General features: G+C 72.9%; 22 protein-coding genes and 1 pseudogene. 6 read left to right on the top strand and 17 right to left on the bottom strand.

Annotated elements, in window-relative coordinates; genetic code table 11:
* Positions 1–7: 7 nt before the first annotated feature.
* The 6 genes from PSH03_RS09335 to PSH03_RS09310 form a co-directional block, all read right to left on the bottom strand.
* Positions 8–1,246 carry a beta-ketoacyl-[acyl-carrier-protein] synthase family protein gene (locus tag PSH03_RS09335; RefSeq protein WP_238688869.1) on the bottom strand — a complete coding sequence of 413 codons (1,239 nt, stop codon included), beginning with the start codon at positions 1,244–1,246 and terminating at the stop codon, positions 8–10.
* Between the two features lie 22 nt (positions 1,247–1,268).
* Complete coding sequence (locus PSH03_RS09330; protein WP_238688868.1) at positions 1,269–2,885, bottom strand: class I adenylate-forming enzyme family protein; 1,617 nt, start codon at positions 2,883–2,885, stop codon at positions 1,269–1,271.
* Positions 2,882–3,319: a beta-ketoacyl synthase chain length factor gene (locus PSH03_RS09325; protein ID WP_238688867.1), complete on the bottom strand. Its 438-nt coding sequence runs from the start codon at positions 3,317–3,319 to the stop codon at positions 2,882–2,884. Before PSH03_RS09325 ends, PSH03_RS09330 begins: the two co-directional genes overlap by 4 nt.
* Positions 3,320–3,504: 185 nt before the next feature.
* Positions 3,505–4,608, bottom strand: a complete 1,104-nt coding sequence (locus PSH03_RS09320) for a beta-ketoacyl synthase N-terminal-like domain-containing protein (RefSeq protein ID WP_238688866.1) — start codon at positions 4,606–4,608, stop codon at positions 3,505–3,507.
* Positions 4,601–4,846 (bottom strand): acyl carrier protein, encoded by a 246-nt coding sequence (locus tag PSH03_RS09315; protein WP_210781760.1) that lies wholly within the window; start codon positions 4,844–4,846, stop codon positions 4,601–4,603. Before PSH03_RS09315 ends, PSH03_RS09320 begins: the two co-directional genes overlap by 8 nt.
* Positions 4,846–5,112, bottom strand: a complete 267-nt coding sequence (locus PSH03_RS09310; protein WP_210781759.1) for an acyl carrier protein — start codon at positions 5,110–5,112, stop codon at positions 4,846–4,848. The genes PSH03_RS09315 and PSH03_RS09310 overlap by 1 nt, the downstream gene beginning before the upstream one ends.
* Before the next feature lie 15 nt (positions 5,113–5,127).
* On the opposite strand from PSH03_RS09310, the gene PSH03_RS09305 reads away from it, so the two are divergent.
* Complete coding sequence (locus PSH03_RS09305; protein WP_238688865.1) at positions 5,128–5,814, top strand: 4'-phosphopantetheinyl transferase family protein; 687 nt, start codon at positions 5,128–5,130, stop codon at positions 5,812–5,814.
* Here the strand turns inward: PSH03_RS09305 and PSH03_RS09300 are convergent.
* Entirely contained in the window at positions 5,742–7,127 is a 1,386-nt protein-coding gene (locus PSH03_RS09300; RefSeq protein ID WP_238688864.1) for a class I adenylate-forming enzyme family protein, read from the bottom strand. The genes PSH03_RS09305 and PSH03_RS09300 overlap by 73 nt on opposite strands.
* Before the next feature lie 609 nt (positions 7,128–7,736).
* Between PSH03_RS09300 and PSH03_RS09295 the strand changes: the two genes are divergently transcribed.
* Positions 7,737–8,246, top strand: coding sequence for a hypothetical protein (locus tag PSH03_RS09295; RefSeq protein ID WP_210781757.1), 510 nt, complete (start codon positions 7,737–7,739; stop codon positions 8,244–8,246).
* Between the two features lie 264 nt (positions 8,247–8,510).
* On the opposite strand, the gene PSH03_RS09290 is transcribed toward PSH03_RS09295, so the two are convergent.
* From PSH03_RS09290 to PSH03_RS09250, 9 genes are read right to left on the bottom strand one after another with little or no spacing between them, the layout of a single operon-like run.
* Positions 8,511–8,828, bottom strand: coding sequence for an antibiotic biosynthesis monooxygenase family protein (locus PSH03_RS09290; protein ID WP_210781756.1), 318 nt, complete (start codon positions 8,826–8,828; stop codon positions 8,511–8,513).
* Positions 8,825–10,099, bottom strand: coding sequence for a beta-ketoacyl synthase N-terminal-like domain-containing protein (locus PSH03_RS09285; RefSeq protein WP_238688863.1), 1,275 nt, complete (start codon positions 10,097–10,099; stop codon positions 8,825–8,827). Before PSH03_RS09285 ends, PSH03_RS09290 begins: the two co-directional genes overlap by 4 nt.
* Positions 10,096–11,370: a beta-ketoacyl-[acyl-carrier-protein] synthase family protein gene (locus PSH03_RS09280; RefSeq protein WP_238688862.1), complete on the bottom strand. Its 1,275-nt coding sequence runs from the start codon at positions 11,368–11,370 to the stop codon at positions 10,096–10,098. Before PSH03_RS09280 ends, PSH03_RS09285 begins: the two co-directional genes overlap by 4 nt.
* The gene (locus PSH03_RS09275) at positions 11,367–11,771 is read right to left on the bottom strand and encodes a cupin domain-containing protein (protein WP_112587250.1); all 405 of its coding nucleotides are present in this window, start codon (positions 11,769–11,771) and stop codon (positions 11,367–11,369) included. Before PSH03_RS09275 ends, PSH03_RS09280 begins: the two co-directional genes overlap by 4 nt.
* Positions 11,764–12,519 carry an SRPBCC family protein gene (locus PSH03_RS09270; RefSeq protein ID WP_210781753.1) on the bottom strand — a complete coding sequence of 252 codons (756 nt, stop codon included), beginning with the start codon at positions 12,517–12,519 and terminating at the stop codon, positions 11,764–11,766. The genes PSH03_RS09275 and PSH03_RS09270 overlap by 8 nt, the downstream gene beginning before the upstream one ends.
* Positions 12,516–13,946 carry an acetyl-CoA carboxylase biotin carboxylase subunit gene (locus tag PSH03_RS09265; RefSeq protein ID WP_238688861.1) on the bottom strand — a complete coding sequence of 477 codons (1,431 nt, stop codon included), beginning with the start codon at positions 13,944–13,946 and terminating at the stop codon, positions 12,516–12,518. The genes PSH03_RS09270 and PSH03_RS09265 overlap by 4 nt, the downstream gene beginning before the upstream one ends.
* Before the next feature lie 19 nt (positions 13,947–13,965).
* Positions 13,966–14,484 (bottom strand): acetyl-CoA carboxylase biotin carboxyl carrier protein, encoded by a 519-nt coding sequence (locus PSH03_RS09260; RefSeq protein WP_210781751.1) that lies wholly within the window; start codon positions 14,482–14,484, stop codon positions 13,966–13,968.
* Positions 14,481–16,229 carry an acetyl-CoA carboxylase carboxyltransferase subunit alpha gene (locus tag PSH03_RS09255; RefSeq protein WP_210781750.1) on the bottom strand — a complete coding sequence of 583 codons (1,749 nt, stop codon included), beginning with the start codon at positions 16,227–16,229 and terminating at the stop codon, positions 14,481–14,483. The genes PSH03_RS09260 and PSH03_RS09255 overlap by 4 nt, the downstream gene beginning before the upstream one ends.
* Positions 16,226–16,564 (bottom strand): TcmI family type II polyketide cyclase, encoded by a 339-nt coding sequence (locus PSH03_RS09250; RefSeq protein WP_091408771.1) that lies wholly within the window; start codon positions 16,562–16,564, stop codon positions 16,226–16,228. The genes PSH03_RS09255 and PSH03_RS09250 overlap by 4 nt, the downstream gene beginning before the upstream one ends.
* A 424-nt stretch (positions 16,565–16,988) precedes the next feature.
* Between PSH03_RS09250 and PSH03_RS09245 the strand changes: the two genes are divergently transcribed.
* From PSH03_RS09245 to PSH03_RS33000, 4 genes and pseudogenes are all read left to right on the top strand, one after another.
* Positions 16,989–17,786, top strand: a complete 798-nt coding sequence (locus PSH03_RS09245; RefSeq protein ID WP_238688860.1) for an AfsR/SARP family transcriptional regulator — start codon at positions 16,989–16,991, stop codon at positions 17,784–17,786.
* Positions 17,787–17,915: 129 nt separating this feature from the next.
* Positions 17,916–18,263 (top strand): annotated as a pseudogene (locus PSH03_RS09240) (TcmI family type II polyketide cyclase); the annotation flags it as partial.
* Between the two features lie 94 nt (positions 18,264–18,357).
* Positions 18,358–19,707, top strand: a complete 1,350-nt coding sequence (locus PSH03_RS09235) for an FAD-dependent oxidoreductase (RefSeq protein WP_238688859.1) — start codon at positions 18,358–18,360, stop codon at positions 19,705–19,707.
* 277 nt (positions 19,708–19,984) lie between these two features.
* On the top strand, positions 19,985–21,091 hold the full coding sequence (locus PSH03_RS33000; protein WP_238688858.1) for a helix-hairpin-helix domain-containing protein: 1,107 nt from the start codon (positions 19,985–19,987) through the stop codon (positions 21,089–21,091).
* Between the two features lie 155 nt (positions 21,092–21,246).
* On the opposite strand, the gene PSH03_RS09225 is transcribed toward PSH03_RS33000, so the two are convergent.
* Positions 21,247–21,963 (bottom strand): isocitrate lyase/PEP mutase family protein, encoded by a 717-nt coding sequence (locus PSH03_RS09225; RefSeq protein ID WP_238688857.1) that lies wholly within the window; start codon positions 21,961–21,963, stop codon positions 21,247–21,249.
* Positions 21,964–22,140 lie beyond the last annotated feature (177 nt).

The following is a 22,140-nucleotide window of genomic DNA, read 5'->3' as shown; positions in this document are numbered from 1 at the left end:
GCCTCGATCACCCCCTCGGCTCGGCGACCCGGGCCAGCAGCAGGCTCACGTTCTGGCCGCCGAACCCGAACGAGTTGGTGACCGCGTACTCCAGGTCCGCCTTGCGGGGCGTGCCACGGACGTGGTCCGCCGGGCAGGCCGGATCCGGGTCGTCGAGGTGGTACGTCGGCGGCAGCAGCCCCCGACCGAGCGCCAACGCGGTGGCCGCCGCCTCCAGCACCCCGGAGGCACCGAGCAGGTGACCGGTGAGCGCCTTGGTGGAGCTGACCGGCACACCGCCGACGCCGAAGACGTCGGCCAGCGCGGTGGCCTCCGCGATGTCACCGAGCTTCGTGCCGGTGCCGTGCGCGTTGACGTAACCGACCGCCGCCGCCGGCACACCGGCGCTGCGCAGCGCCCGGCGGATGCACGCCGCCGCGCCGGCGCCGTCCGGGCGGGGGGCCGTCGGGTGGTACGCGTCCGTCGTCGCGCCGTGCCCGGCCACCTCGGCATACCCGGCGACGCCGCGCGCCGCGGCGTGCTCGGCGCGTTCGAGCACCAGCAGCGCGGCACCCTCGGACAGGACGAACCCGCTGCGGGAGGTGTCGAACGGCCGACTCGCCCGCCCCGGGTCGGTGCCGGCGCGCGCCAACGCCCGCGCGTTGCCGAAGGTGTCGGCGAAGGTCGGGAAGAGCGGAGCCTCGCTGGCCCCACAGAGCACCACGTCGACCTCTCCGGTCGCGATGAGCCGCGCCCCGTCGGCGACCGCCTGGGCGCCGGAGGCGCAGGCCGTGCCCACCGACGAGCTGTAGCCTCGGATGCCGTGCGCGATGGCGATCCGCGCCGCCGGCATGTTCGGCAGGATCCCGGTGAGCAGGTACGGGCTGACCGCCGCCCGACCCCGGGCCGCCCGGGCCAGCACCTGCGACTCCAGGGTGGCCATCCCGCCGACCCCACCGACGATCACACCGATCCGGTCGGGGTCGACGTCGCGGCCCACCTCGATGCCGGCATCGGTGAGAGCGTCGACGGCGGCGAGCAGGGCGAGGACGACGATCCGGTCCAGCACCCGGGCCTCCGGCCCGGACGCGACGGTACGTGGGTCGATGTCGGGCAGCAGACCGGCCACGTCCAGCGACCTGCTCGCCGGGTGCCCCTCGGGCGGGCGGGTCAGCCCGGACCGGCCGGTGGTCAGCGCGTCGAAGGTTTCCTCGACACCCCGCCCGACCGGTGTGAACAGACCCATCCCCGTTATCAACGCGGTCACGCCGCCGCTCCGCTTCGCTCGCTCATGACGTGGCCTCGGTGAGGTAGCGCTCGCGCAGGACCACCTTGCGGACCTTGCCGGTCACGGTGACCGGGATGTCGGCGGAGCGCACCGGCACGACCCGGCGCAGCGTGGCGCCGACGTCCGGGCCGAGGGCGGCGCGGACCCGCTCGGTGCGGTCCTCGTCCTCGTCGGCGCCGGCGGCCAACTCCAGCAGCACGTCGGTGACGACAGCGCCGGCCTCGGCGACGATCACCACAGTGCAGTCGGTGACGTCCGGGCAGGCGGCGAGGATGCGCTCCTCGGACAGCGCGGTGTAGAAGCGCCGCCCGTCACCGGCGTCGACCGAGTCCACCGCCCGGTCCAGGTGGTAGTAGCGGCCGTCGGTGTCGGCGCGGACCAGGTCACCGGTGAGGTACCAGCCGCGCTGGCGGAAGCGGTAGGTGGTGACCGAGTCGTTCCAGTAGCCCCGGAACAGCGACGGCGAGTCGATGCCCAGGAAACCCACCTCGCCGACCGGCACCGGCTCGCCGTCGGCGTCGAGCACCGCGACCTTGGCGAACCGGTACGGGCGGCCGATGCAGCGGCCGTACCGGTCGGTGTCGGCGCGGTGGGTGATGTGGAACATCGAGTGCCCCATCTCGCTGGAGCCCAACCCGTCGATGAAGACCGAGCCGGGCACCTTCGCCACCCCGTCGCGGGTGACGGTGTCGTGCCAACCGACAGCGACCAGGCGGCGGATGTGCGGCTCGTGCGAGGCGTCGCCGGTGTTGAACCACAGCCGCACCGAGTCCAGGTCGTACCCGGACAGGTCGAAGCGGGCCAGCTCCGCCCAGGTGACCGAGAAACCGAACACCCCGTCGGGGCGCCAGCGTTGGATGGCGTCCAGCACCCGCTCGCCGCCCTGCTCGGAGAGCAGGAACATCTGCGCGCGGTTGCCCAGCGCCTGGTTGACCATCAGCACCGTGGCGGTGTGCGGTGCGGGCAGCGCGTTGAGGATCCGGGTGGTGCCCTGCGCCTGCGGCATGGTGAGCAGGTGCCGGGTGGCCGCGAAGAGGCTGGCGTGCGAGTGCAGCACCGCCTTGGGCACCCCGGTCGTCCCGGAGGTGTGGGTGATCACGATCGGGTCGTCCGGGTGGTGCCGGTAGTGCGCCGGGGCCGTGGCCGGGTCGCCCGTGCCTGCCTGCGCGGGGGTGCCGAGCAGCGGTACGCCCAGGTCGTGCCCGGCCAGCAATGCGGTGTGCGCGTCGTCGGCCAGCACACCGACGCCCCGCAGGCGGCGGATGTACTCGGCGGCGATCTCCGGGCGGAGTTTGCCGTTCATCAGCGCCGGGATCGCCCCGAGCCGGGCCAGCGCCAGGTAACTGAGCACCATGTCGGCGGCGGCGGTGGCCCAGACCGCGACCGGGTCGCGGGGGCGTACCCCCTGTTCGTGCAGCCAGGCGGCGCGGGCGGCGACCCGCTCGTCGAGCCGCCCCAGCGTCAGTGGCGTCTCGGCGGGGTGCCCGTCGACTGCGGTGTCGAAGGTCAGGCCGGGCCCGTCCGGGTCGGCGTCGTGCGCCAGCACCCGGGCCAGGACGTTGCCCGCACCCAGCTCGGTGTCGGCGGCCAGTGCGCCGCGCAGTCCTCGTGTCCTCATGGTCGTGCTCCTCCCCCCAGCAGCACCGCGACCGCCTCGGTCGGCCCGTCGGGTGCCTGTTCGATCAGGATCAGCAACACCTCGTCGGCGTCGCCGTCGTCGCGCAGCAGGTCGGCCTCGGCGACGCCGTCGGTGTACGGGTCGCCGGTCGGGCTGAGGCAGACCACCGGGCCGCGTAGGTCCCAGCGAGCCGCGAGGTGCCCGGCGACGCTGTTGGGCACGGACTGGAAGAAGAACAGCGGGCCGATCCGCCCGCCGGTCTCGACGGTGGCCCGTACGTGCTGCGCGCTGGCGAGGTCACCGCTGGCGCTGACCAGCACGATCCCCGTCCGCACCCCGGCGGGCACTCCCGCCGGCCCGTACGCCAGTCGCAGACACCGTTCCGCGACGGCCACCACCACCGGCGCGAAGTCCGAGTGCACAAACCCCGGCACCCCCGCCGCGCCGCCCCCGCCCTCCCCACCCTCAGGCCAGAAAGCCCGAGCCCTCTCCCCGCCCCTCTCCCCGCCCCTCTCCCCGGCCCTCTCCCCCGCCGATCTTGCGGTTTCGGTCGTCGTTTCGTGTGCTTGGTCGGAATCGTCGGGGCAGAAAGTGCAAGATCGCGGGGAGTGGGGGGCGGTCATCCGACGCCGACCAGGAGAGCGGTGTTGGCGCCGCCGAAGGCGGCGTTGAGGGTCAGGGCGTGGGTGGCTTCCGTCTTTTGGGGGCGGTCCTTGACCACGTTCAGGGGGCAGGAGTCGTCGGGCGCCAGCCAGCCGGCGTTGACCGGCAGTACGCCGTGGCGCAGCGCGAGCACTGTGACCACCAGTTCGAGCAATCCGGACGCCTCCAGCGCGTGCCCGTGCACCGACTTGGTCGAGCTGACCGGGACCCGGGTGCCATGCCCGCCGAGAGCCCGACGCAGGGCGGCCGCCTCGGCGGCGTCGCTCTGTGCGGTACCGGTGGCGTTGGCGTTGACATAGCCGACGGACTGCGGTGGCAGCCCGGCCCGGCGCAGCGCCGCGTCGACCGCGCGGGCCAGCCCGGTGCCACCGGGCTCCGGCTGGCAGGGATGGAACGCGTCACCGGCCCGTCCCCAACCGGCCACTGTGGCCACCGGATCGACACCGCGTCGTCGGACGGTGCTCGACTCCAGCACCACCGCGGCCACGCCGTCACCCAGCAGCAACCCGCGGCGGCCGGCGCTGAACGGGCGGACCGCCCCGTCGACCGCGAGGGCGCGGCCGGCGTCGAAGAGCGCGAACTGGTCCGACTCCACCAGGTAGCCGGCCGCGACCACCACCCGCTCGACGTCACCCCGGGTGATCCGGGCGGCGGCGTCGGCCACCGCCGTGCTCGCCGACACGCAGGCGCTGGTGTAGACCCGGGTGTGACCCGAGAGCCCACATCGAGCCGCGAGCTGACCGGCCAGCACGGCCGGCACCGGGCCCGAGACTGGGCCGCCATGTACGGCGAGCAGCAGGGCGCACCCGGTGCGCTGCGCGCGGTCCAGGCCGGCCGCCCGACAGGCCGCGTCGATAGCGGCGGCCAACTCGTCGGGGAGTGTGCCGACCTCGGGCAGGGTTGCCGCCACGGTGACCCGGCGGGCGGCGGTGTCGAATCGGCCCACCGGTCCGAACGCCGGCACCCCGGCCAGCACACCGGCGAGCTGCGCGTCGGCGCCCCGCCCCAGGGCGCTGACCGCGTACACACCGGTGAGCTGGGCGACGCGCGCCTCAACCATCTGCGGAGGCGGTCAGCGACGCCCGGAACACCACCAGGGCGTCGTCGACGGTGCGGATGCCGGCCAGTTCGTCGTCGGTGAGGTCGAGCCGGCATTCGTAGCGCTGCTCGACGAGGTGCACCAGCCAGGCAAGCTCCATCGAGCCGATCCGGTCGGACACCTCGGCAGCCGGTTTCGCGGTGAGTTCGGCGAGCATGGTCATCAGGTCAGCTCGCCCCAGATCGGGCTGACCGCTCATCAGGCTTTGTCGCTCGTCGCCTCGGTGACGCGGCTGGCGACCATTGTGGTGAACTCGCCGACCGTCATGAGGGCCAGCTGCTCCGACTCGTCGTCGGCGAACGTCAGGCCATACCGGTCCTCGACCCGGACGGACAGGTCGGCCAGGGCGAGAGACTCCAGGTCGACGCCGGACGGGCCGAGCGTGGTGTCGTCGTCGAGCCCCTCGACGTCGTAGTTCATGTCGGCGAGCTGCTCGACGACGAAGGCACGGACCTCGGCTCTCATGGATACCCTCTCTGCGTGGCTCAGCTGACGGTGTCCGGTCGCGACACCGTCTACGTGTGGGTCGGCCGGGACACCGGCGGTCAGCCGGATCCGGCCGCTGTGCTGGTGCGGCGGGCGGGTGCTCTGCTGCTCGGTCGCGCGGACAGCGAGGTGGTGCTGACGCACGACCGCGAGGGACGGCCGGTCGTGCGGGTCGACGAGGTGGCCGGGTCGGTCGAGTTGGCGGTCAGCGTCAGCCGCACCGCCGGACTGGTGGTGATCGCGGCCCGTCGGGCCGGCGCGGTCGGTGTGGACGTGGAGCGGATCCGCCCGCTGCCGGCGCTCGCGCTGGCCCGCCGCTGGTTCCCGCCCGGCGAGCTGGCCTGGTTGGGCGATCGACCCGAGGCCGGCCGGACGGTGGACTTCCTGCGGCTGTGGACCGCGAAGGAGGCGGTCGGCAAGGCGCTCGGGCGGGGGTTGCGTGACGGCGGGCTGCACCGGCTGATGCCGCCGCCGGGGCTGCCGTTGCGGCCGGTGCCCGGCGTCGAGCACCTGCGGGTCGGTCACCCGCGGCTGGGCGAGGGCCTCGTCCTGGCGGTCGCCGCGCGGGCGAGCGCGCAGGTCGACGTCGAGGTGGTGCAGCGGCCCGGTCATCGGGTGACCGCCGAGCGCAGCGCGTCGGTCGAGCGGACCAGCTTGCCGGTGGTGGTACGGGGCAACTGATCGAGCAGGTGCAATGCCCGGGGCCGTTTGTAGCCGGCCAACCGCTCGGCGAGCAGCTTGTCCAGCGTCTCCTCCGACAGCGGGCCGTCGGGTTGGACGTACGCGGTGATGCCGTCGTCCCAGACCACCACGGCGGCGGCCACCCCGGTCAGCTCGGCGACGGTGGCCTCCACCTCGGTCAGGTCGACCTTCATCCCGCCGACGGAGACCTGCGAGTCGAGTCGACCGCGCACCGTGACCAGGCCGGTGTCCTCATCGACGGTGCCGGCGTCGCGGGTGTGCAGCCAGCCGTCGGACCAGCGGGTCGGGTCGCTCAGGCCGACGTACGGCGACGCCGGGCAGGACACCCACAGCTCACCGCCGGACTCGCGGACCTCGATTCCGGGCACGGGGGAGATCGACGGTCGGTGCGACCCGTACAGGTCGGTGCCGATCACCCCGACCTCGGTCATCCCGTACATGTTGCCCAGCGGCACCCCGTACCGGTCGGTGAACGCCCGCGCGACGGCGGCCGGGACCAGCTCACCCCCGGTGGTCATCCGCCGCAACTGCGGCAGTGGACCGGTCGGGCGGGTGGAGGCGAGCAGTCCGATGTGGAACGGCACACCGAGGACGGTGGCCGGTGTGCTGCCGGCGCTGATCGCGGCCAGCACGGCGTCGCCGCTGAGCCGCTCCGGCGGCACCAGCTCCACCCCGGCGTGCAGCCCGTAGAGCAGGCCACCGACCAGGCCGAGCACGTGCACCATCGAGGGCAGCAGGATGATCCGCTCGCCGGGCAGCGCCACCCCGTCGATCCGGGTGTAGCGGTGCACTTCGGCGACCAGGTCGGCGGCGGTGCGGCCGATCACCTTGGACGGGCCGGTGGAGCCGGAGCTGAGCTGGATCACGGCGTGGCCGCTGACCGCGGGACGGTCGGCGTACCGGGTGACGCCCTCGGTGACGTCGACGAAGATCTTCAGCGCGCCGCCACCGGTGCGCACCGGTGCGACCACGACCTGCGGGGTCAACCGGGCCAGCGCCCGGTCCACCTCGTGGTCGGTGAGTCGGTGGTCGAGCAGGATCGCCTGCCCCCCGCAGCGCCAGGTGGCCAGCAGATTCACCACGTACGCCAGCGACGGCGGCAGCCGCAGCGCCGCAGCGCCACCGGGGCGCAGTCCGGCGGCGGTCAACCGGTCCTGCGCGGCGGTGACCAACCGGTGCAGGGTGGCCCGGTCGACGGGCTCGGGCAGACGGAGACAAACGTCGGTCGGGTGGCCGGCGAAGAGGACTTCGTCCACCCAGCCGGGGTCGGTCGCCGTAGGATCTTCTGCCATCGCTGCCGTTCACCGCCCAGCATGAAAGAGGGCGAATCCGCCCATCACGTACGCCTGTCGGGGTGCTGCGGGGAACCATACGACGCCCGCAGGACCATTGCTAGATGCGAATGGATGGATCAAAAGCAGCGGCCAGCCGGATTGCCCACAGCCCGTTCGGCGGACAGGATCGGGCGGGCGACTTGGCAGAGCGTCACCGAGACATGACCCCTCGTACAACCGTCGCGCGGTGCCAGCCGGACGGCCGATGGCGTCGCCGTTGTCGGCCGAGCCCGACGACTCTCGGGCGCTAGTGCGTTGTCCATGAACGTTCACCGGGCCTGAGCGGTCAGGCGGCCTTGAGCCGTGGCCGGCCCGTCCGCAGCGGACGCCAGCACCATTGGGGCCGATCCCGCACCAGGGCCGCCTGACGCTCAAACGTGCCGGGCGGCGTGTGCCGTCCGTTTGCGCTCCCGGGGGTAACGGGGTTCTCGTCGGCAGACGCGAACGCGCGTTCGGGACCGTTCGGGCCCGTTCGGAATCGTTCGGAATCGTTGCCGGGATGACCGCCCCTACCGATGATGAGTGAGTTCGCGACGAGTTAGCGCAAACGATGAGGCGGAGGTGCACGTGAAGAGAGCATTTGCCATTACGGCGGTAGTCCTCGCCATTCTGCTGGGCGGACAGGGTCCCGCCCTGGCCGCAGATTTCGCGAAGTCGTTCGAGGACGACATCTCTACCTTCACCTACGAGTCAGGCGGCGAGTCCTGTTCGGAGAGCTGGGCGCTCGTTCCGAGCGTCGGATGGGTCATGACCGCCAAGGGCTGCTTCACCAGGTACGGCGACGTCTGGCGTATCCAGGACAGCTTCGCCGATGGAAGCCAAACCTTCATCTACTGGGAGAACTGGCTCAAGGACGGCTCCACGTGGCGGCCATATCGTCACGGCGAGTGCAACAACAATTTGAGCTCCCCGAGCTGGGGCAGGTGCAACAAGGACTATTACGAGTCCGCCAGCAACAATAACTACGGCGACAAGGGCAGCCGAATTCGCTTTCAGACCTGTCGTCGATCCCCCGGTGACAACATATGCACCCCCTCCACCATCGAGGAAGCACCCTGGATCCAGAACAACAGCTGATCGCTGAGGTAGCAGCGAGTGCCGTACCGCGTGGCCAGACGGAGCGGTCGTGCCCCGAGCATGATCGAGCGTCGCCATGCGGTACGGCGTTCGCTGACGATTCTCACCACCTCATCCGTACGCACGCCACCCGGCGTGTCACCGACCCTGCGGATGCAGGGCCACCGCGGCGATCTTGCACTTTCGGTGGTTTAAATGCGTTAAATGCCCCCCCATGTCGCGACAGTAAGAGCAAGATCGCGGAAAGCGGGGCGAGCGCGGACCTCAGGCCAGGGCCGGGGTCTGGGCGTGGATGTGGAAGCGCAGCGAACGGGCGTCGGTGAAGCACTCCCGCATCGGGCGCACCAACTCCCGGTGCTCCGGGCTGTGCTCCCAGTCCTCGAAGTCGGCCAGGCTCGCCCACTCACTGGTGATCAACCATTGCTCCGGATCGGTCGACGACCGGCACACCTGGTCGACCAGGTGCCCCGGCACGCCGCCGGCGACCAGGTGCCGCACCTTCTCGTACGCGGCGAGGAACTGCTCGGTGCGCGGCACCGGCACCCGTACCAGAAAGACCACCCGGGCCCGTTTGTCGCTCATGACGCCTCTCCCATCGTCGGCACGGCCCCGCGCAGGACCAGCGCGCTGTTGAACCCGTCGAAGCCTCGTGCGCAGATCAGAGCGAGACGGCTTCGCGGTCGGCGGTGCTCGCGCAGGAAGTCCAGCTCGCAGCCCTCGGCCACCTCGTCCGGTCCCGCCGACGCGGGCAACGTGTCGTGGGCGAAGGCGAGCAACGCGGTGGCCACGTCCAACGCCGAGCCGCCCTGGTACGCCCGACCGGTCAGCGGTTTCTGCGTGGTAACCGGGGGCGGCCGGTCGGCGAACACGGCCCGTAGCGCCTCGGCCTCGCTGCGGTCGTAGCGGGGCACGCCGAGAGCGTCCGGCAGCACCACGTCGATTCCTGCGGCGGCGACGCCCGCCCGGTCCAGGGCCAGCCGCATCGCCCGCGCGTACTGGGCCGGGTCGCCGCTGCTCTCCGCCGTGGTGTGCGCGGCGTCGTGGGTGGAGCCCCACCCGCTCACCTCGCCGTAGACCCGGGCACCCCGCGCCAGGGCGTGCCCCAACTCCTCCACCACGAACACCGCTCCACCCTCGGCCGGCAGGTAACCGCTGGCCGTGGCGTCGAACGGCCGGTACGCCCGCTCCGGGTCGGCCACGTCACTGAGCAGCCCCGAGCGCAGCTGGCAGGCGAGCGCGTACGGGCTCAACGGGCACTCGGTGGCCCCGGCGATCACGACCGGGGTGCCCCGGCGCACCGCGCGGGCGGCGTGCGCCAAACTGTCCAGCCCGCCGGCCGACTCCGCGACCAGCACCCCGCTCGGGCCCTTGAACTGGTGGTGGATGGAGAGCTGCCCGACGCTGGCCGCGTAGAACCAGGCGATCGACTGGTACGCCCCGACCGTCCGCGACGTGCCGCCCCACAGCCGTTGCAGTTCCCGCTGGCCGAACAGGTTTCCCCCGGACGAGCTGGCCAGGGTCACCGCGTAGCCGTACGGGTCGGGGGCCCGGTCGGGCAGACCGGCGTCGGCCAGCGCCAGCCGGGTGGCGGCGAAGCCGAGGTGCGTCCAGCGGTCGGTCTGCACCAACTGGCGACTGTCGGCGTAGGAGTCGGCGGTGAAGCCGGGCACCTCCCCGCCGAAGCGGGTCGGATAGCCGGCCGGGTCGAACAACGTGATCGGCCCGGTCCGGCGGGTGCCGGCGAGGACCGTGCGCCAGTGCGCGTCCGCGCCGATGCCGCTCGGTGCGACCACCCCGATGCCGGTCACCACCGCCCGGGCCGTCGCGCCGCCACTGTGCGACGGGGCGCTCACGCCGCCACCGCGCCGAGCATCCGACGGAAGACCATCGCCGACTGGAACCCGCCGAACCCGCTGCCGACCGAGAGGGCCACGTCCACCGGGACCTCCCGTGCCTCATTGGGTACGTAGTCCAGGTCGCACTCCGGGTCCCTGGTGCTCCAGTTCGCCGTCGGTGGCACCACACCGAACTCGATGGCGAGGGCGCACGCCGCCATCTCGATCGACCCGATCGCGCCGAGCGAGTGCCCGACCATCGACTTGATCGAGCTGATCGGTACCCGGTACGCGGCCTGGCCCAGCGCCCGCTTGAACGCGGCCGTCTCGTGCCGGTCGTTCTGCCGGGTGCCCGAGCCGTGCGCGCTGATGTAGGAGACCTGCTCGGGCAGGATCCGGCCCTGCCGGAGCGCGTCGGTGACGGCGAGGCCCATCTCCAGCCCGTCCGGCCGCAGCCCGGTCATGTGGAAGCCGTTGCTGCGGCTGGCGTAGCCGGCAACCTCGCAGTAGATGTGCGCTCCCCGCCGCCGGGCGTGTCCGGCCTCCTCCAGCACCAGCACCGCCCCGCCCTCGGCCAGCACGAACCCGTGCCGGTCGGCGTCGAACGGGCGGGAGGCGTGCTCCGGGTCGTCGTTGTCCGGGCTGGTCGCCTTGATCGCGTCGAACGAGGCGACAGTGACCGGCGAGATCGGCGAGTCGGACGCGCCGGCCAGCATCACGTCCGCCTCACCGTCCACGATCATCTGGTGGGCGTACCCGATGGCGTCGATGCCGGAGGTGCAGCCGGTGGACACCACCTGGGCCGGGCCGTGCAGCCCGTGCCGGCAGGCCACGTCCGCCGCGAGGCTGCTGGGCACCAGCGCCTGATAGAGGTACGGGCCACCGCGGTTCCCGTCCACCAGCCACCGTCGGCCGTGCTCGCTCACTGTGACGTACTCCTGCTCCAACGCCATCGTGCCGCCCACCGCCGTGCCCAGCACCACCCCGGCCCGGTCCCGTTCCGCGTCGGTGAGCACCAACTGGGCGTCGGCCACCGCCTCCGCGGAGCAGGCCAGCGCGAACTGCACGTACCGGTCGGCCCGGCGTCGCTCGGCCTCGCTGAGCCCCGCCGCGACCGGGTCGAAGTCGCACTCCGCCGCGATCTGCGACCGGAACGCCGACGGGTCGAAGAAACTGATCCGCCGGGTGGCGGTCCGCCCCTCGGTGATGGTCTTCCAGAAGCGGTCCCGGCTGGCGCCGCCCGGGGCGACCACACCGATCCCGGTCACCACCGTGCGGCGCCCGGTCATGACCCGCCCCGTTGCTCGACCAGCTCGGTGTCGACGTGGCCCAGTTCGGGCCGGGGGGCGAGCGGGCCCAGGTGGAAGACCACCTCGGCCGGTTCGACGCCGGTGTTGCGCAGCCGGTGCCGCACGTTCACCGGTACGAACAGCCCCTCACCGGCGGCCAGCAGCGTCGGCTGGTCGTCCAGGTCGACGGTGATCGCGCCCCGCACCAGGTACAGGAACTCCTCGCTGTACGGGTGGTAGTGCTCGGCGATCCGCTCCCCCGGCTCGAGCGTTGCCACCCCGAGGAAACCCGAGGTGCTGCCGACGGTGCGGGGGCCGAGCAGCACCCGCAGCTCACCGCCGCGCCGGCGGTCGGCGGGTACGTCCCGGGCGGCGATCGGGCGGGTGCTCAGGTCACTCATCGTCGGCTCCCGTCGGTGCGTCGCTGGCGGTCGGGCTGCCCTGGTCGGCACGCTGCCAGGCGATCCGCTCCACCCGGTCCTTGATCACCGCGAGTTGGATCACGCTGTTGGTGTTGATCCGCTCGGTCATCGCGGCGTTGTCGACCGGCGCGGTCGGCTTCATCGCGAAGTCCTGCGTCCAGGTCATCCGGGTGCCACCGGCCTCCTCGGTGTAGCGCCAGTGGATGCGCATGTGCTCGAACGGCCCGGTCTCCACCCGGTGCGCCCGGACCTGCCTGCTCACCGGGTCGGCGGTGCGCTCGCTGACCCAGCTCCAGGACACCCCGTTCTCGTCGGGGTACATGGTGAGGCGGAACCGCACCGTGTGCCCCTCGCGGTGCAGGATCTCCACCACTGCGTACTCGGTGAACAGCTCGGTCCAGTTCGCCACGTCGTTGGTGACCTCCCAGACCAGCCCCAGCGGCGCGTCGATGACCACGCTGTTCTCGGTGTGCCCGGGTGGGTCGGCGCGGCGGGCGACCAGGTCGGCCACCGCCGGGATGCTCAACTGCCCGGCCTGCTCGGGGATGGCCACCTGCCAGCGGTCGGCGACGACAGCCGACAGTTCCAGCAGGGCGAGCGAGTCCATGCCCAGCTCCTCCAGCGACGCGGCGGGCGCCCGGGCCGCGGCGTCGGCGTCCAGCCCGCAGTGCGCCACCAGGATGTCGGTGATCTCGGCGGTCATCGGGCGACCATGGGTGACGGTCATCGGGTCCTCCTGTGGGTTGCGTCGGGATCTGCGGCGGGCGCGGTGCGCGGTGCGGGAGTGGCCGTCGGCCCCGGCGCGGGCGCGGCGAGCAGGCGGTCGACCAGGCCGGTGGTGTAGCGGCCCTTGCGGAATGCGGCGTCGTCGAGCACCCGGCGGACGAACGGGATGGTGGTGCGCACGCCCGGACCGGCGATGTCGAACTCGTCCAGGGCACGTTCCAGCCGGTTGAGGGCCAACTCCCGGTCGGGCGCCCAGACGATCACCTTGGCGAGCAGCGAGTCGTACCAGGGGCCGACCAGGTAACCGGCGCTGGCGTGGGTGTCCACCCGGGTGAACGGGCCGCCGGGTGGGGTGAACCGCTCCAACCGGCCGGGGGTGGGGGCGAAGCCGCGCGCGGGGTCCTCGGTGTTGACCCGGCACTCCACAGCGACGCCGTGCAGACGGATCTCCTCCTGCCGCCACCGCAGCGGCACCCCGGCGGCGATGTGAAGTTGCTCGTGCACCAGGTCGATGCCGGTGACCATCTCGGTCACCGGATGCTCCACCTGGATCCGGCAGTTGATCTCCAGGAAGTGGAACTTCTCCTCGGCGTCGACCAGGAACTCCAGCGTGCCGGCGCCGACGAAACCGACCTGGAGCGCACCCCGCAGGGCGGTCTCGGCGATGGTGTCGAGAACGGCGGCGGGCAGCGCCGGGGCGGGCGCCTCCTCGACCAGTTTCTGGTGCCGGCGCTGCACCGAGCAGTCCCGGGTGCCCAGGTGGATCCCGTTGCCGTGGGCGTCGCAGAGCACCTGCACCTCGACATGGCGCGCCTCGGTGAGGTACCGCTCGACGTACACCCGGTCGTCGCCGAAGGCGGCCTGCGCGGCGGCCCGGGTCCGGGTGTACGCGCGGCGCAGCTCGCCCGGGGTGTGCACCACTGTCATCCCCCGGCCCCCGCCACCGGCGGCGGCCTTCACGATCACCGGGTAGCCGACAGCGTCGGCCACCTCGGCCGCCGCGGCGGCGGTCGGCACCGGCGCGACACTGCCCGGCGACAGCGGCAGGCCGGCACGGCTCATCAGTGCCCGGGCCGAGGACTTGTCGGCCAGCGCGGCCATCACCGCCGGTGGCGGGCCGATGAACGTCAGCCCGTTGTCGGCGCAGATCTCGGCGAAGTCGGCGTCCTCGGAGAGGAAGCCGTAGCCGGGGTGCACGGCCTGCGCCCCCACCTGTCGGGCCGCCTCCACGATGGCCGCGGCGTTGAGGTAGCTGCGCCGACTCGACGCCGGTCCGATTCGGACGGCCTGGTCGGCGAGGCGGACCACCGCCGAGTCGGCGTCGGCGGCGGAGTAGACCACCGCCGTTCGCACGCCGAGCTCCTTGCAGGCGCGCAGCACCCGCAGCGCGATCTCGCCCCGGTTGGCGATCAGCACGGTCTCGAACATGGTCAACCACCCCGCGCCGTCACGCCGGGTCCAGTTCGACGAGCGGCTGGTCGTACTCGACCGGCTGGCCGTCCTCGAGGAGGATCGCGGCCACCCGGCCGGCCCGGTCGGCGGTCACCTCGTTCATCAGCTTCATCGCCTCGACGATGGCCACCGGCTGGCCGGGGCGGACCAGGTCGCCCACCGCGACGAACGGCCGCGCGCCGGGCTCCGGCGCCCGGTAGAAGGTGCCGACGATCGGTGCCCGCACCGCGGCGCGCCCAGGCACCGGCGGCCGGAGCACCGCAGGTGGGGCGTCGGCCGCCGGTGCCGCCTCGGCGCGCGGTAGCGGTACGTCCGGTCGGGTCGCGTCCTCGGGGTGCCACTCGACCTCCAGCACCGCCGGCCCGCTGCGCAGCCGGATCCGCCGCACCGGCCCGGCCAGCTCGGCGATCAGGTGCTGCGCCTGCCGCCGCAGCCCGGCCAGCGCCTCCTCGCCGTCCACCCCGACGTCGTCGGACGCGTCGACTGTCGACAGCGCCCCTTCGCCGGCGGTCATCGCAGGCCCGCGCGAGCGCCGACGCGGTTCGCGCCGAACCGTCGGAAGCGTTGCCGACGCAGGCGGACCAGCATGGCCGGCGGCACGTCCAGCAGCGGCAGAAGGTTGGCCAGCAGGGCCGCACGCAGGCGGTGGGCGGTCTCCGCCGGGTCGTCGTGCGCGGCACTCGACGGCTCCGACACGACCTCGTCGACCACCCCGAGCCGGCGCAGGTCGGGCGCGGTCAGCCGCAACGCGCGAGCCGCCTGCGGGGCCGCGGACCGGTCCGGCCAGAGGATCGCCGCACACCCCTCGGGGCTTATCACCGAGTAGACGGCGTTCTCCAGCATCAGCACCCGGTCGGCCACCGCCAGCGCCAGCGCGCCGCCGCTGCCGCCCTCGCCGGTGATGACCGCGAGCACGGGGGTGGGCAGCACGGTGAGGGTGAGGATGTTCTCGGCGATGGCCGCCGCCTGGCCCTGCTCCTCGGCGCTCACCCCGGGGTCGGCGCCGGGGGTGTCCACCAGGGTGACCACTGGCAGGCCGAGGCGGGCCGCGAGGCGCATGAGCCGCAGCGCCTTGCGGTGCCCGGCGGGGCTGGCCATGCCGAAGTTGCGGGCGACCAGCTCGGCGGTGGTGTGCCCCTTCTGGTGACCGATGACCATCACGTGCCGACCGGCCAACCGCGCCACCCCACCCACGACGGCCGGGCAGTCCGCGCCGAGCCGATCGCCGTGCAGCTCCACGAACCCGTCGAAGACCGAGTCCAGGTAGTCCAGTGTGGTGGGCCGTCCGGGGTGCCGCGCCATCCGGACGGTGTCCCACGCGTCGCGTACCGCCGGGGTGCCGGCGTCCCCCTCGGCCGCCGGGTCCGTCGGCCGCGCCAGGGCCGCGCCGTCGTCGGCGAGGCGCTCGCGGTGCGACGCCGGCTCCTGCCGGGGTACGGGCGAACGCGCCGGACGGCCGACGCGGGTCGCGGCGAGCAGCGCCGTCAGCCGTCCGCGCAGTGACCGGCGCTGCACCACCATGTCGACCTGCCCGTGTCGGAGCAGGAAGTCGGCGGTCTGGAAGCCCTCCGGCAGGGCCCGTCCGGTGATCTGGCGGATCACCCGAGGGCCGGCGAAGCCCATCCGCGCACCACTCTCGGCGAGCACCAGGTCGGTGTTGGTGGCGAACGAGGCGGCCACCCCGCCGTACGTCGGGTCGGTGAGGACGCTCACGGTGAGCAGCCCCGCCTCGCGCAACGCGGCGATGGCCTGACTGACGGTCGCCATCTGCATCAACGACAGCGCGCCCTCCTGCATCCGCGCCCCGCCGGAGGCGGTGATCAGGACGAGCGGCGTGCGGTCGTCCAGTGCCCGTTCGGCCGCCCGGGTGATCAGCTCGCCCACCGCGCAGCCCAGGCTGCCCCCGAGGAAGCGGAAGTCCATCACCGCCAGGACCACCGGGTGCCCACCGATGGTGGCAGTGGCGCAGACGACCCCCTCGGCAAGACCGGTGCTGGCCCGCGCGCCGGTGAGCCGGTGCGGGTACGGCAGCACGTCGACGAAGTCGAGCGGGTCCGCCTCCGGCAACCGGTCGGGCAGCAGGCACAGCGAACCCGGGTCGACCAGTTGGCGCAGGCGTTCCGGCGCGCCGAGTCGGGCATGCTCCCCGCATTCCGGGCAGACGTCGAGGTTGCGGCGCAGCCGTTTGCGGTAGAGCAGGCTGGCGCAGCCGGCGCAGCGGGACCAGAGCTGCTCCTCGCGCGGCGCGGTGGCCGTCACGACCGCCGCCCGGTGTCCGGGGCGTCGAACCGGTAGAAGCACCGCGCCATCGCGTCGCGCGGCGAGCGCCAGGTCGACAGGTACGGCGACACGTACGGGCGTAGGCGGTCACTGACCCGGATGAACTCGGGGTGGTCACGAGCTGCCTCCACCGCGCCCTCCGCCGGCTGCGCGGTCTCGAGCAGGTGCACGTAGAGGTCGTGTAGTCGGTACAGCGAGCGGTGCCGGACACCGACCAGGCGCGGCAGCTCCGTCGCGTCCGACTCGGCGAAGATCTCGGCGACCCGCTCCTCGGCGGTCGGATCGACCTTCGCGACGATCAGCGATCGGTCCATACTGGGCCTCCCCCCACAGCGTCCGGCCGGCGACGGGTGGCCCCCGGACGCGCTGGACGACTGCCGCCACGATGCGCCGATCCTCGTCACGGCGGCGTCACCGCGCCGGGTCGGTCAGCGACGGATGATGGTGACGCTGCGTTGACGCAACCTGTGTATCAGCTATGCGTCCGGTCCACTTCACGCGATAATGTTTATGCAGTTCAGAACCGATCTCGGGTTGACTGTCGGCAATAGAAGGTCCACCCTGACATTGACGCAACGTGACCGTTATTGATAATCTTCAGCGTGGTCAGTTCGGCGGCCTCGGCGGGCGGGGCCGCGCCCGGCCACGCCGTGATCGGCGGGGTCGACAGTGGCGTCGAGGCAACCGATCCGGGACACAGCAGACAGTCGGGACGAGCGTTCCGCAGGGGGTGCCGCCGTGGCCGCTGATCCGTCCGTGCCGACCGCCGGAGACCCGCCCGAGAAGGGCGTCTCACTGCATCTGCTCGGCGGCTTCCGACTCCTCCGGGAGGCGGTGCCGATCGTGGTGCCGCGCGGGCTGCAACGGGTGATCGCGCTGATCGGGCTCCGCCCCGGCGCCACCCGCAGCCAGCTCGCCGGGCTGCTCTGGCCCGACGCGTCGGAGGAACGGGCGCTGTCCTCACTGCGTACCGCCCTGTGGCGGCTGCGACAGGACCCGTGCTGCCCGATGACAGTGGCCAGCGACACCGTACGCCTCGGCCCGGCGGTCCGGCTCGACGTGGACGACCTGGTCGGCACCGCGGCCCGGGTCCGGGACGGCGACGACCCACGCACCGCGGCCGGTGCGCTCGCCGCCGGGCGGCACGACCTCCTGCCCGGCTGGTACGACGACTGGGTGCTGCTGGACCGGGAACGCCTGCGCCAACTCCGCCTGCACATGCTGGAACAGGTGGCCGGGCACCACCTGGCCGCGGGACGGCACGGCGAGGCCCTCGAGGCCGCGTTGGAGGCGATGGCCGCCGAGCCGTTACGGGAGACACCACACCGACTGGTGGTCCGCATCCACCTGGCCGAGGGCAACGCCTTCGAAGCCGTGCACGCCTTCTACGTCTACCGGGACCTGTTGCGTCGGGAGCTGCGGCTGGAGCCGAGCCCGGCCATGAGCGCCCTGCTCGACGACACCCTCGCCCCGATCCGCCAGGCCAGCCGCGAGGCCATCACCGACCGCCCGTCACCCGCCGCTCGGCGTACCTGACGACGGCGCCCGTCACCGCCCGGTCGGCGTACGTGACGGTGATGTGACAGGCGCTGCGGCACGGTGGGCGCACGGAGCACGTGGCACCGATCCCCGAGGGGTCGGAAGGCCACCGGCGGAAGGGGTCCCATGAGTCGTCTACTGATCGTCAGCCGGATCATCCCGGGAGCGGAGGGGCGGGTCGCGCAGATCTTCGCCGAGTCCGACGCCACCGAACTGCCCAGCCTGACCGGTGTCACGCACCGATCCCTCTACTGCCTGCACGACCTGTGCGTACACCTGCTGGAGACCTCGGACGACGTCGACCCGGACGCGCTCGCGGCGGCCCGCAACCACCCGCTCTTCCGACAGGTCAACGAGCGGCTCTCCGCGCACACGTCGCCGTACCTGCCGACCTGGCGTTCCCCCCGGGACGCGATCGCCGGCTGCTTCTACCGCTGGGACGCGCCCGACGCGCCCGCTCCACGCCCGGCCGGCACCGACGTGCCTGCGGCGCGCCCGGCCAGCACCGAGGCGCCCGCTGCGCGCCCGGCCGTTTCCGAGGCGCCCGCCGCGCACCCGGCCGGCTGACATGTCCGCCGCGCCGCCGCACGTCCTGATCATCGGCGCGGGCACGGGCGGGCTGTGCCTGGCCCACGGCCTGCGCCGCGCCGGGATCAGCGTCGCCGTCTACGAACGGCACCGCGACCGCGCCGAGGGGCTGCTCGGCTACCGGGTCGGCATCGGCCCCACCGGTAGCCGGGCGCTGCGGGAGTGTCTGCCTCCGGAGCTGTTCGCCACCTTCCTGGCCACCTGCGCCCGGCCGCCGCACTACTTCAACGTCGTCACCCAGGGACTCCGCCAGACCGCGTCGTTCGCGCTGCGGCCGAGCGCCGACCCGGTACGCACCGAACACTCGGTGGCCCGGATGGTGCTGCGCCAGGTGCTGCTGACCGGCCTGGAGGACGTGGTGCACTTCGACAAGACCTTCACCCGGTACGAGCAGCGCGACGACGGCACTGTCACCGCGCACTTCGCCGACGGCACCAGCGCCACCGGCGACCTGCTGGTGGCGGCCGACGGCACCCATTCCGCCGTACGCCGCCAGTACCTGCCGCACGCCGTCACCCGCGACGCCGGGACGATCAACATCGCCACCCGGATCCCGCTGACCCCGCACACCCGCGGTCTCGTTCCGGAGCGGGTCCAGCAGGGCATCTCGCTGATCTTCGGCGTCGGCGGGATGATGGGCGTGCTGCACGTCATGGAGTTCAAGTGGGACGCCGAACGCGCGATCAAGCCCGGCGTCAGCGAGCCCGACGCCGCCCTGCTCCGAGACTGGCCCGGGCTGGCCCACGACACCACCACCGACAACATCAACCTGATCATCTGGAGCGCGGCCAACCGGTTCCCGACCGACATCATGGAACGCCGCGGTGAGGATCTGGTGCAGGTCGCCCTGGATCTCACCGCGAACTGGCACCCGCACCTACGGGAACTGCTCGCCCACGCGGACCCGGCCAGCGCCCTACCGATCAAAGTGTCCACGTCCGAGCCGGTGCCGCCCTGGAAGAGCAGCACCGTCACCATGCTCGGCGACGCCATCCACACCATGACCCCGGGTCGGGGCGTGGGCGCGAACACCGCGCTGCGTGACGCCCGTCTGCTCTGCGCACAGCTCAGCCGCGCCACCGCCGGCGACAAGACGCTGCTCCAGGCGGTCGCCGACTACGAGGCCGTGATGGCGCCGTACGGCTTCGCCCGGGTCGCCGAATCGCTGAACCGCAGCGGCACCAGCGGTGACGACCGGATGTACCGGCCGGTGGTGGGTCGGCTCGCGTTGCTCGGCGCGCGCGGCTACTTCGGAGTGACCAGCCGGGTACCACGGCTCCGTCGCAAGTTCGTCGACGACTTCCACACCTACGAGGGCGACCGGGACTGAACTCCGCATCGCCCGACCCGGGCTCGGCGTTCAACGCCGGGCCCGGGTCTTTTCGTGTCCGGACCTCACCCGGTCCCGGTGTCATCCGGGTAGCGGTCTTCTCGGGTCGGTTTCGGGTGATCGGGCGACGCTGTGTCACCCGGCAGGCACCGGCTGAGGTGGCTGTCCCACCCGTAACGCTGACGGCCGATCCTGCCTGTCGTCCGCAATACGCGTGTGCGAAGCTGCGGCGAGTTTTTCTCGTGACTTTTCCAACGACCTGAGAGGGAGGTTCGCCGTGGCGTGGTCTTTCGGACACTCGCTGATAGTGGTACTGGCACTGTTGCTGGGCTTGGCCGCCGGGTGGCTGCTGCGCGGCCGACGGGGCGTACCGGGCAATTCGATTGTGGATGGTGACCCCGTCGCCGGTCTGGCCGTGATCACCACGCCCACGCCGGCTGCCACCACCGACGAGGCCCGGCCTGCGGCCGCCGTCGACCCGGCACCCACCGCGGTCGCCGACGAGCCGGTGCCGGTCGACACGGTCAGCGCGCCAGCCGCGCTGACCGAACCGGACGGTCCCACCCCGGTGCCCGTGCCGGCAGACGCTCCGAGCAGCCTCGACCCGGCGGACATGGCGCTGACCGAGGACCCGCCGACCGTACCGGCCACCGAGCAGTCCGACGCCGCTGAGCTGCGGCAGGAGCCGGCCCTGGACTCGGCCCCCGAGCCGGTCACTGTCGACGACCAGCCCGCCCCGGCGACCGTGGTCGCTCCCCGCCAGCCCGCGGACGACCTCCCGCCGGTCGGCGCGGCACCGCTCGACACGACGCCGCTCGACACGACGCCGCTCGACACCACGCCCGCCGAGGACGTGCCGGCCTCCGTCGGTCCGGCCGAGGACGCGGAGACCAAGGCCACGGCGGTCGACGCCACGCCGGCAGAGGCGGTGGCGAGCGCAGGACCGTCCGATGCCGAGCCGGCGCAGGCCGACTCCGTGAACGCTGAGCCGGCGCAGGCCGACTCCGTGAACGCCGAGCCTGCGGGCGCCGAGCGGTCGACGGTGGCCGCGCCTCCGGTCCGTCCGACCACCGCCGCGACCCCTCCGGTCCGTTCGGCCGCCGACACGGCGATCAGCAGCGTCGACGCCGACCCGACGGGCCCGGCCGACGACTTCCGTCGGATCCAGGGGATCGGGCCGAAGATGGCGGCCGCGTTGCAGGACGCTGGCGTGCGCACGTACGGCCAGCTCGGCGAGTTGGACGAGCCGGCGCTGCGCGACCTGATCCGGGCCGCCGGCCTGCGCGCCGCACCTGGGCTGGCCAGTTGGCCGCAGCAGGCACGCGTGCTCGCCGGCGCCGGCGACGAGATGGCAGCGGTGCTGCCGAGCGGCAACCAGGCCTGACCGCCTGCAAACGAGCCCCCGGCGTGCCGTCCACCGCGACGGCACCCCGGGGGCTCGGCGGTAGCTGCCGAAACTCCTCCGACGCCCACCGCGCCGAGTGATCGACTCGGCATTGGTGTCGGGTGCGGCGGATGCCACCGGGGCGGCGCCCAGCCTCAGGCGCGCAGCTTGGCCGCGAGGTCGCCGATCGACGCCATCGCGTACCGCTGCATTCCTGGACCGAAGGTGATGCGTGTGGCGCCCTGCCGGCCCAGCTCGGCCACGGACTCCCGGTCCGGTCCGGCGGCCATGTTGATCGGTCCGGAGATGCCCTCCCGCAGCTGCGGGAGCACCTGCGGCGGCGCCAGGATCGGGTAGACGCAGTCGGCGCCGGCAGCGACGTACAGGCGAGCGCGTTCCACCGCGTCGGCCGGGTCACCCGTTCCGAACAGGAAGGTGTCGACGCGGGCGTTGACGAAGAGAGCGTCGCCCGCCTCCGCGCGCACCTCGGCCAGCCAGTCGGCGTGCCGCCGGGGGTCCTTGAGGGTGGCGTCCCGCTCCGAGTCCTCCAGGTTGCAGCCGACGGCGCCGGCCTCCAACAGCCGTCCGACCAGCTCGCGGGGGGCGAGGCCGTAACCGCCCTCGACGTCGGCGGACACCGGAACGGACACGGCGCGGACGATGCGCGCGACCGCCGCGAACATCTCGTCCGGCGGGGTCGAGCCGTCCTCGTAGCCGAGCGAGGCGGCGACACCCGCGCTCGGGGTCGCGAGCGCCGGGTAACCGGCGTCGGCCAGCACCCGGGCGCTGGCCGCGTCCCAGGGGCCCGGCAGGACGAGCGGGTCACCGACGGCGCGGTCGTGGTGCAGGGCACGGAAGGTGGAGGCTGTCATCGTTGTGGTCTCCCGACGGGGCTGCGGAGGGCAGGGCTCGGGCGGTGTACCCGCCGTCGGAGTCAAGCACGACGCCGGTGATGTACGAGGCCGCGGGCTTGTCCCCCGCTGGTCTGATTATGGATCGTTCGGTCCACCATACGTTTGGTGGACCGGACGGTCAAAAATTGCTACGCT

The organism is Micromonospora salmantinae, from assembly GCF_022230905.1.
Taxonomy (GTDB): Bacteria; Actinomycetota; Actinomycetes; order Mycobacteriales; family Micromonosporaceae; genus Micromonospora; species Micromonospora salmantinae.
This window is presented reverse-complemented; position numbering and strand designations above follow the sequence as displayed.

Coding starts and splice junctions, on each gene's coding strand:
- PSH03_RS09330 (WP_238688868.1), bottom strand. CDS start 2,885: ATGAGGACACGAGGACTGCGCGGCGCACTGGCCGCCGACACCGAGCTG.
- PSH03_RS09320 (WP_238688866.1), bottom strand. CDS start 4,608: ATGGTTGAGGCGCGCGTCGCCCAGCTCACCGGTGTGTACGCGGTCAGC.
- PSH03_RS09315 (WP_210781760.1), bottom strand. CDS start 4,846: ATGAGCGGTCAGCCCGATCTGGGGCGAGCTGACCTGATGACCATGCTC.
- PSH03_RS09310 (WP_210781759.1), bottom strand. CDS start 5,112: ATGAGAGCCGAGGTCCGTGCCTTCGTCGTCGAGCAGCTCGCCGACATG.
- PSH03_RS09300 (WP_238688864.1), bottom strand. CDS start 7,127: ATGGCAGAAGATCCTACGGCGACCGACCCCGGCTGGGTGGACGAAGTC.
- PSH03_RS09290 (WP_210781756.1), bottom strand. CDS start 8,828: ATGAGCGACAAACGGGCCCGGGTGGTCTTTCTGGTACGGGTGCCGGTG.
- PSH03_RS09280 (WP_238688862.1), bottom strand. CDS start 11,370: ATGACCGGGCGCCGCACGGTGGTGACCGGGATCGGTGTGGTCGCCCCG.
- PSH03_RS09275 (WP_112587250.1), bottom strand. CDS start 11,771: ATGAGTGACCTGAGCACCCGCCCGATCGCCGCCCGGGACGTACCCGCC.
- PSH03_RS09270 (WP_210781753.1), bottom strand. CDS start 12,519: ATGACCGTCACCCATGGTCGCCCGATGACCGCCGAGATCACCGACATC.
- PSH03_RS09265 (WP_238688861.1), bottom strand. CDS start 13,946: ATGTTCGAGACCGTGCTGATCGCCAACCGGGGCGAGATCGCGCTGCGG.
- PSH03_RS09260 (WP_210781751.1), bottom strand. CDS start 14,484: ATGACCGCCGGCGAAGGGGCGCTGTCGACAGTCGACGCGTCCGACGAC.
- PSH03_RS09250 (WP_091408771.1), bottom strand. CDS start 16,564: ATGGACCGATCGCTGATCGTCGCGAAGGTCGATCCGACCGCCGAGGAG.
- PSH03_RS09235 (WP_238688859.1), top strand. CDS start 18,358: ATGTCCGCCGCGCCGCCGCACGTCCTGATCATCGGCGCGGGCACGGGC.
- PSH03_RS09225 (WP_238688857.1), bottom strand. CDS start 21,963: ATGACAGCCTCCACCTTCCGTGCCCTGCACCACGACCGCGCCGTCGGT.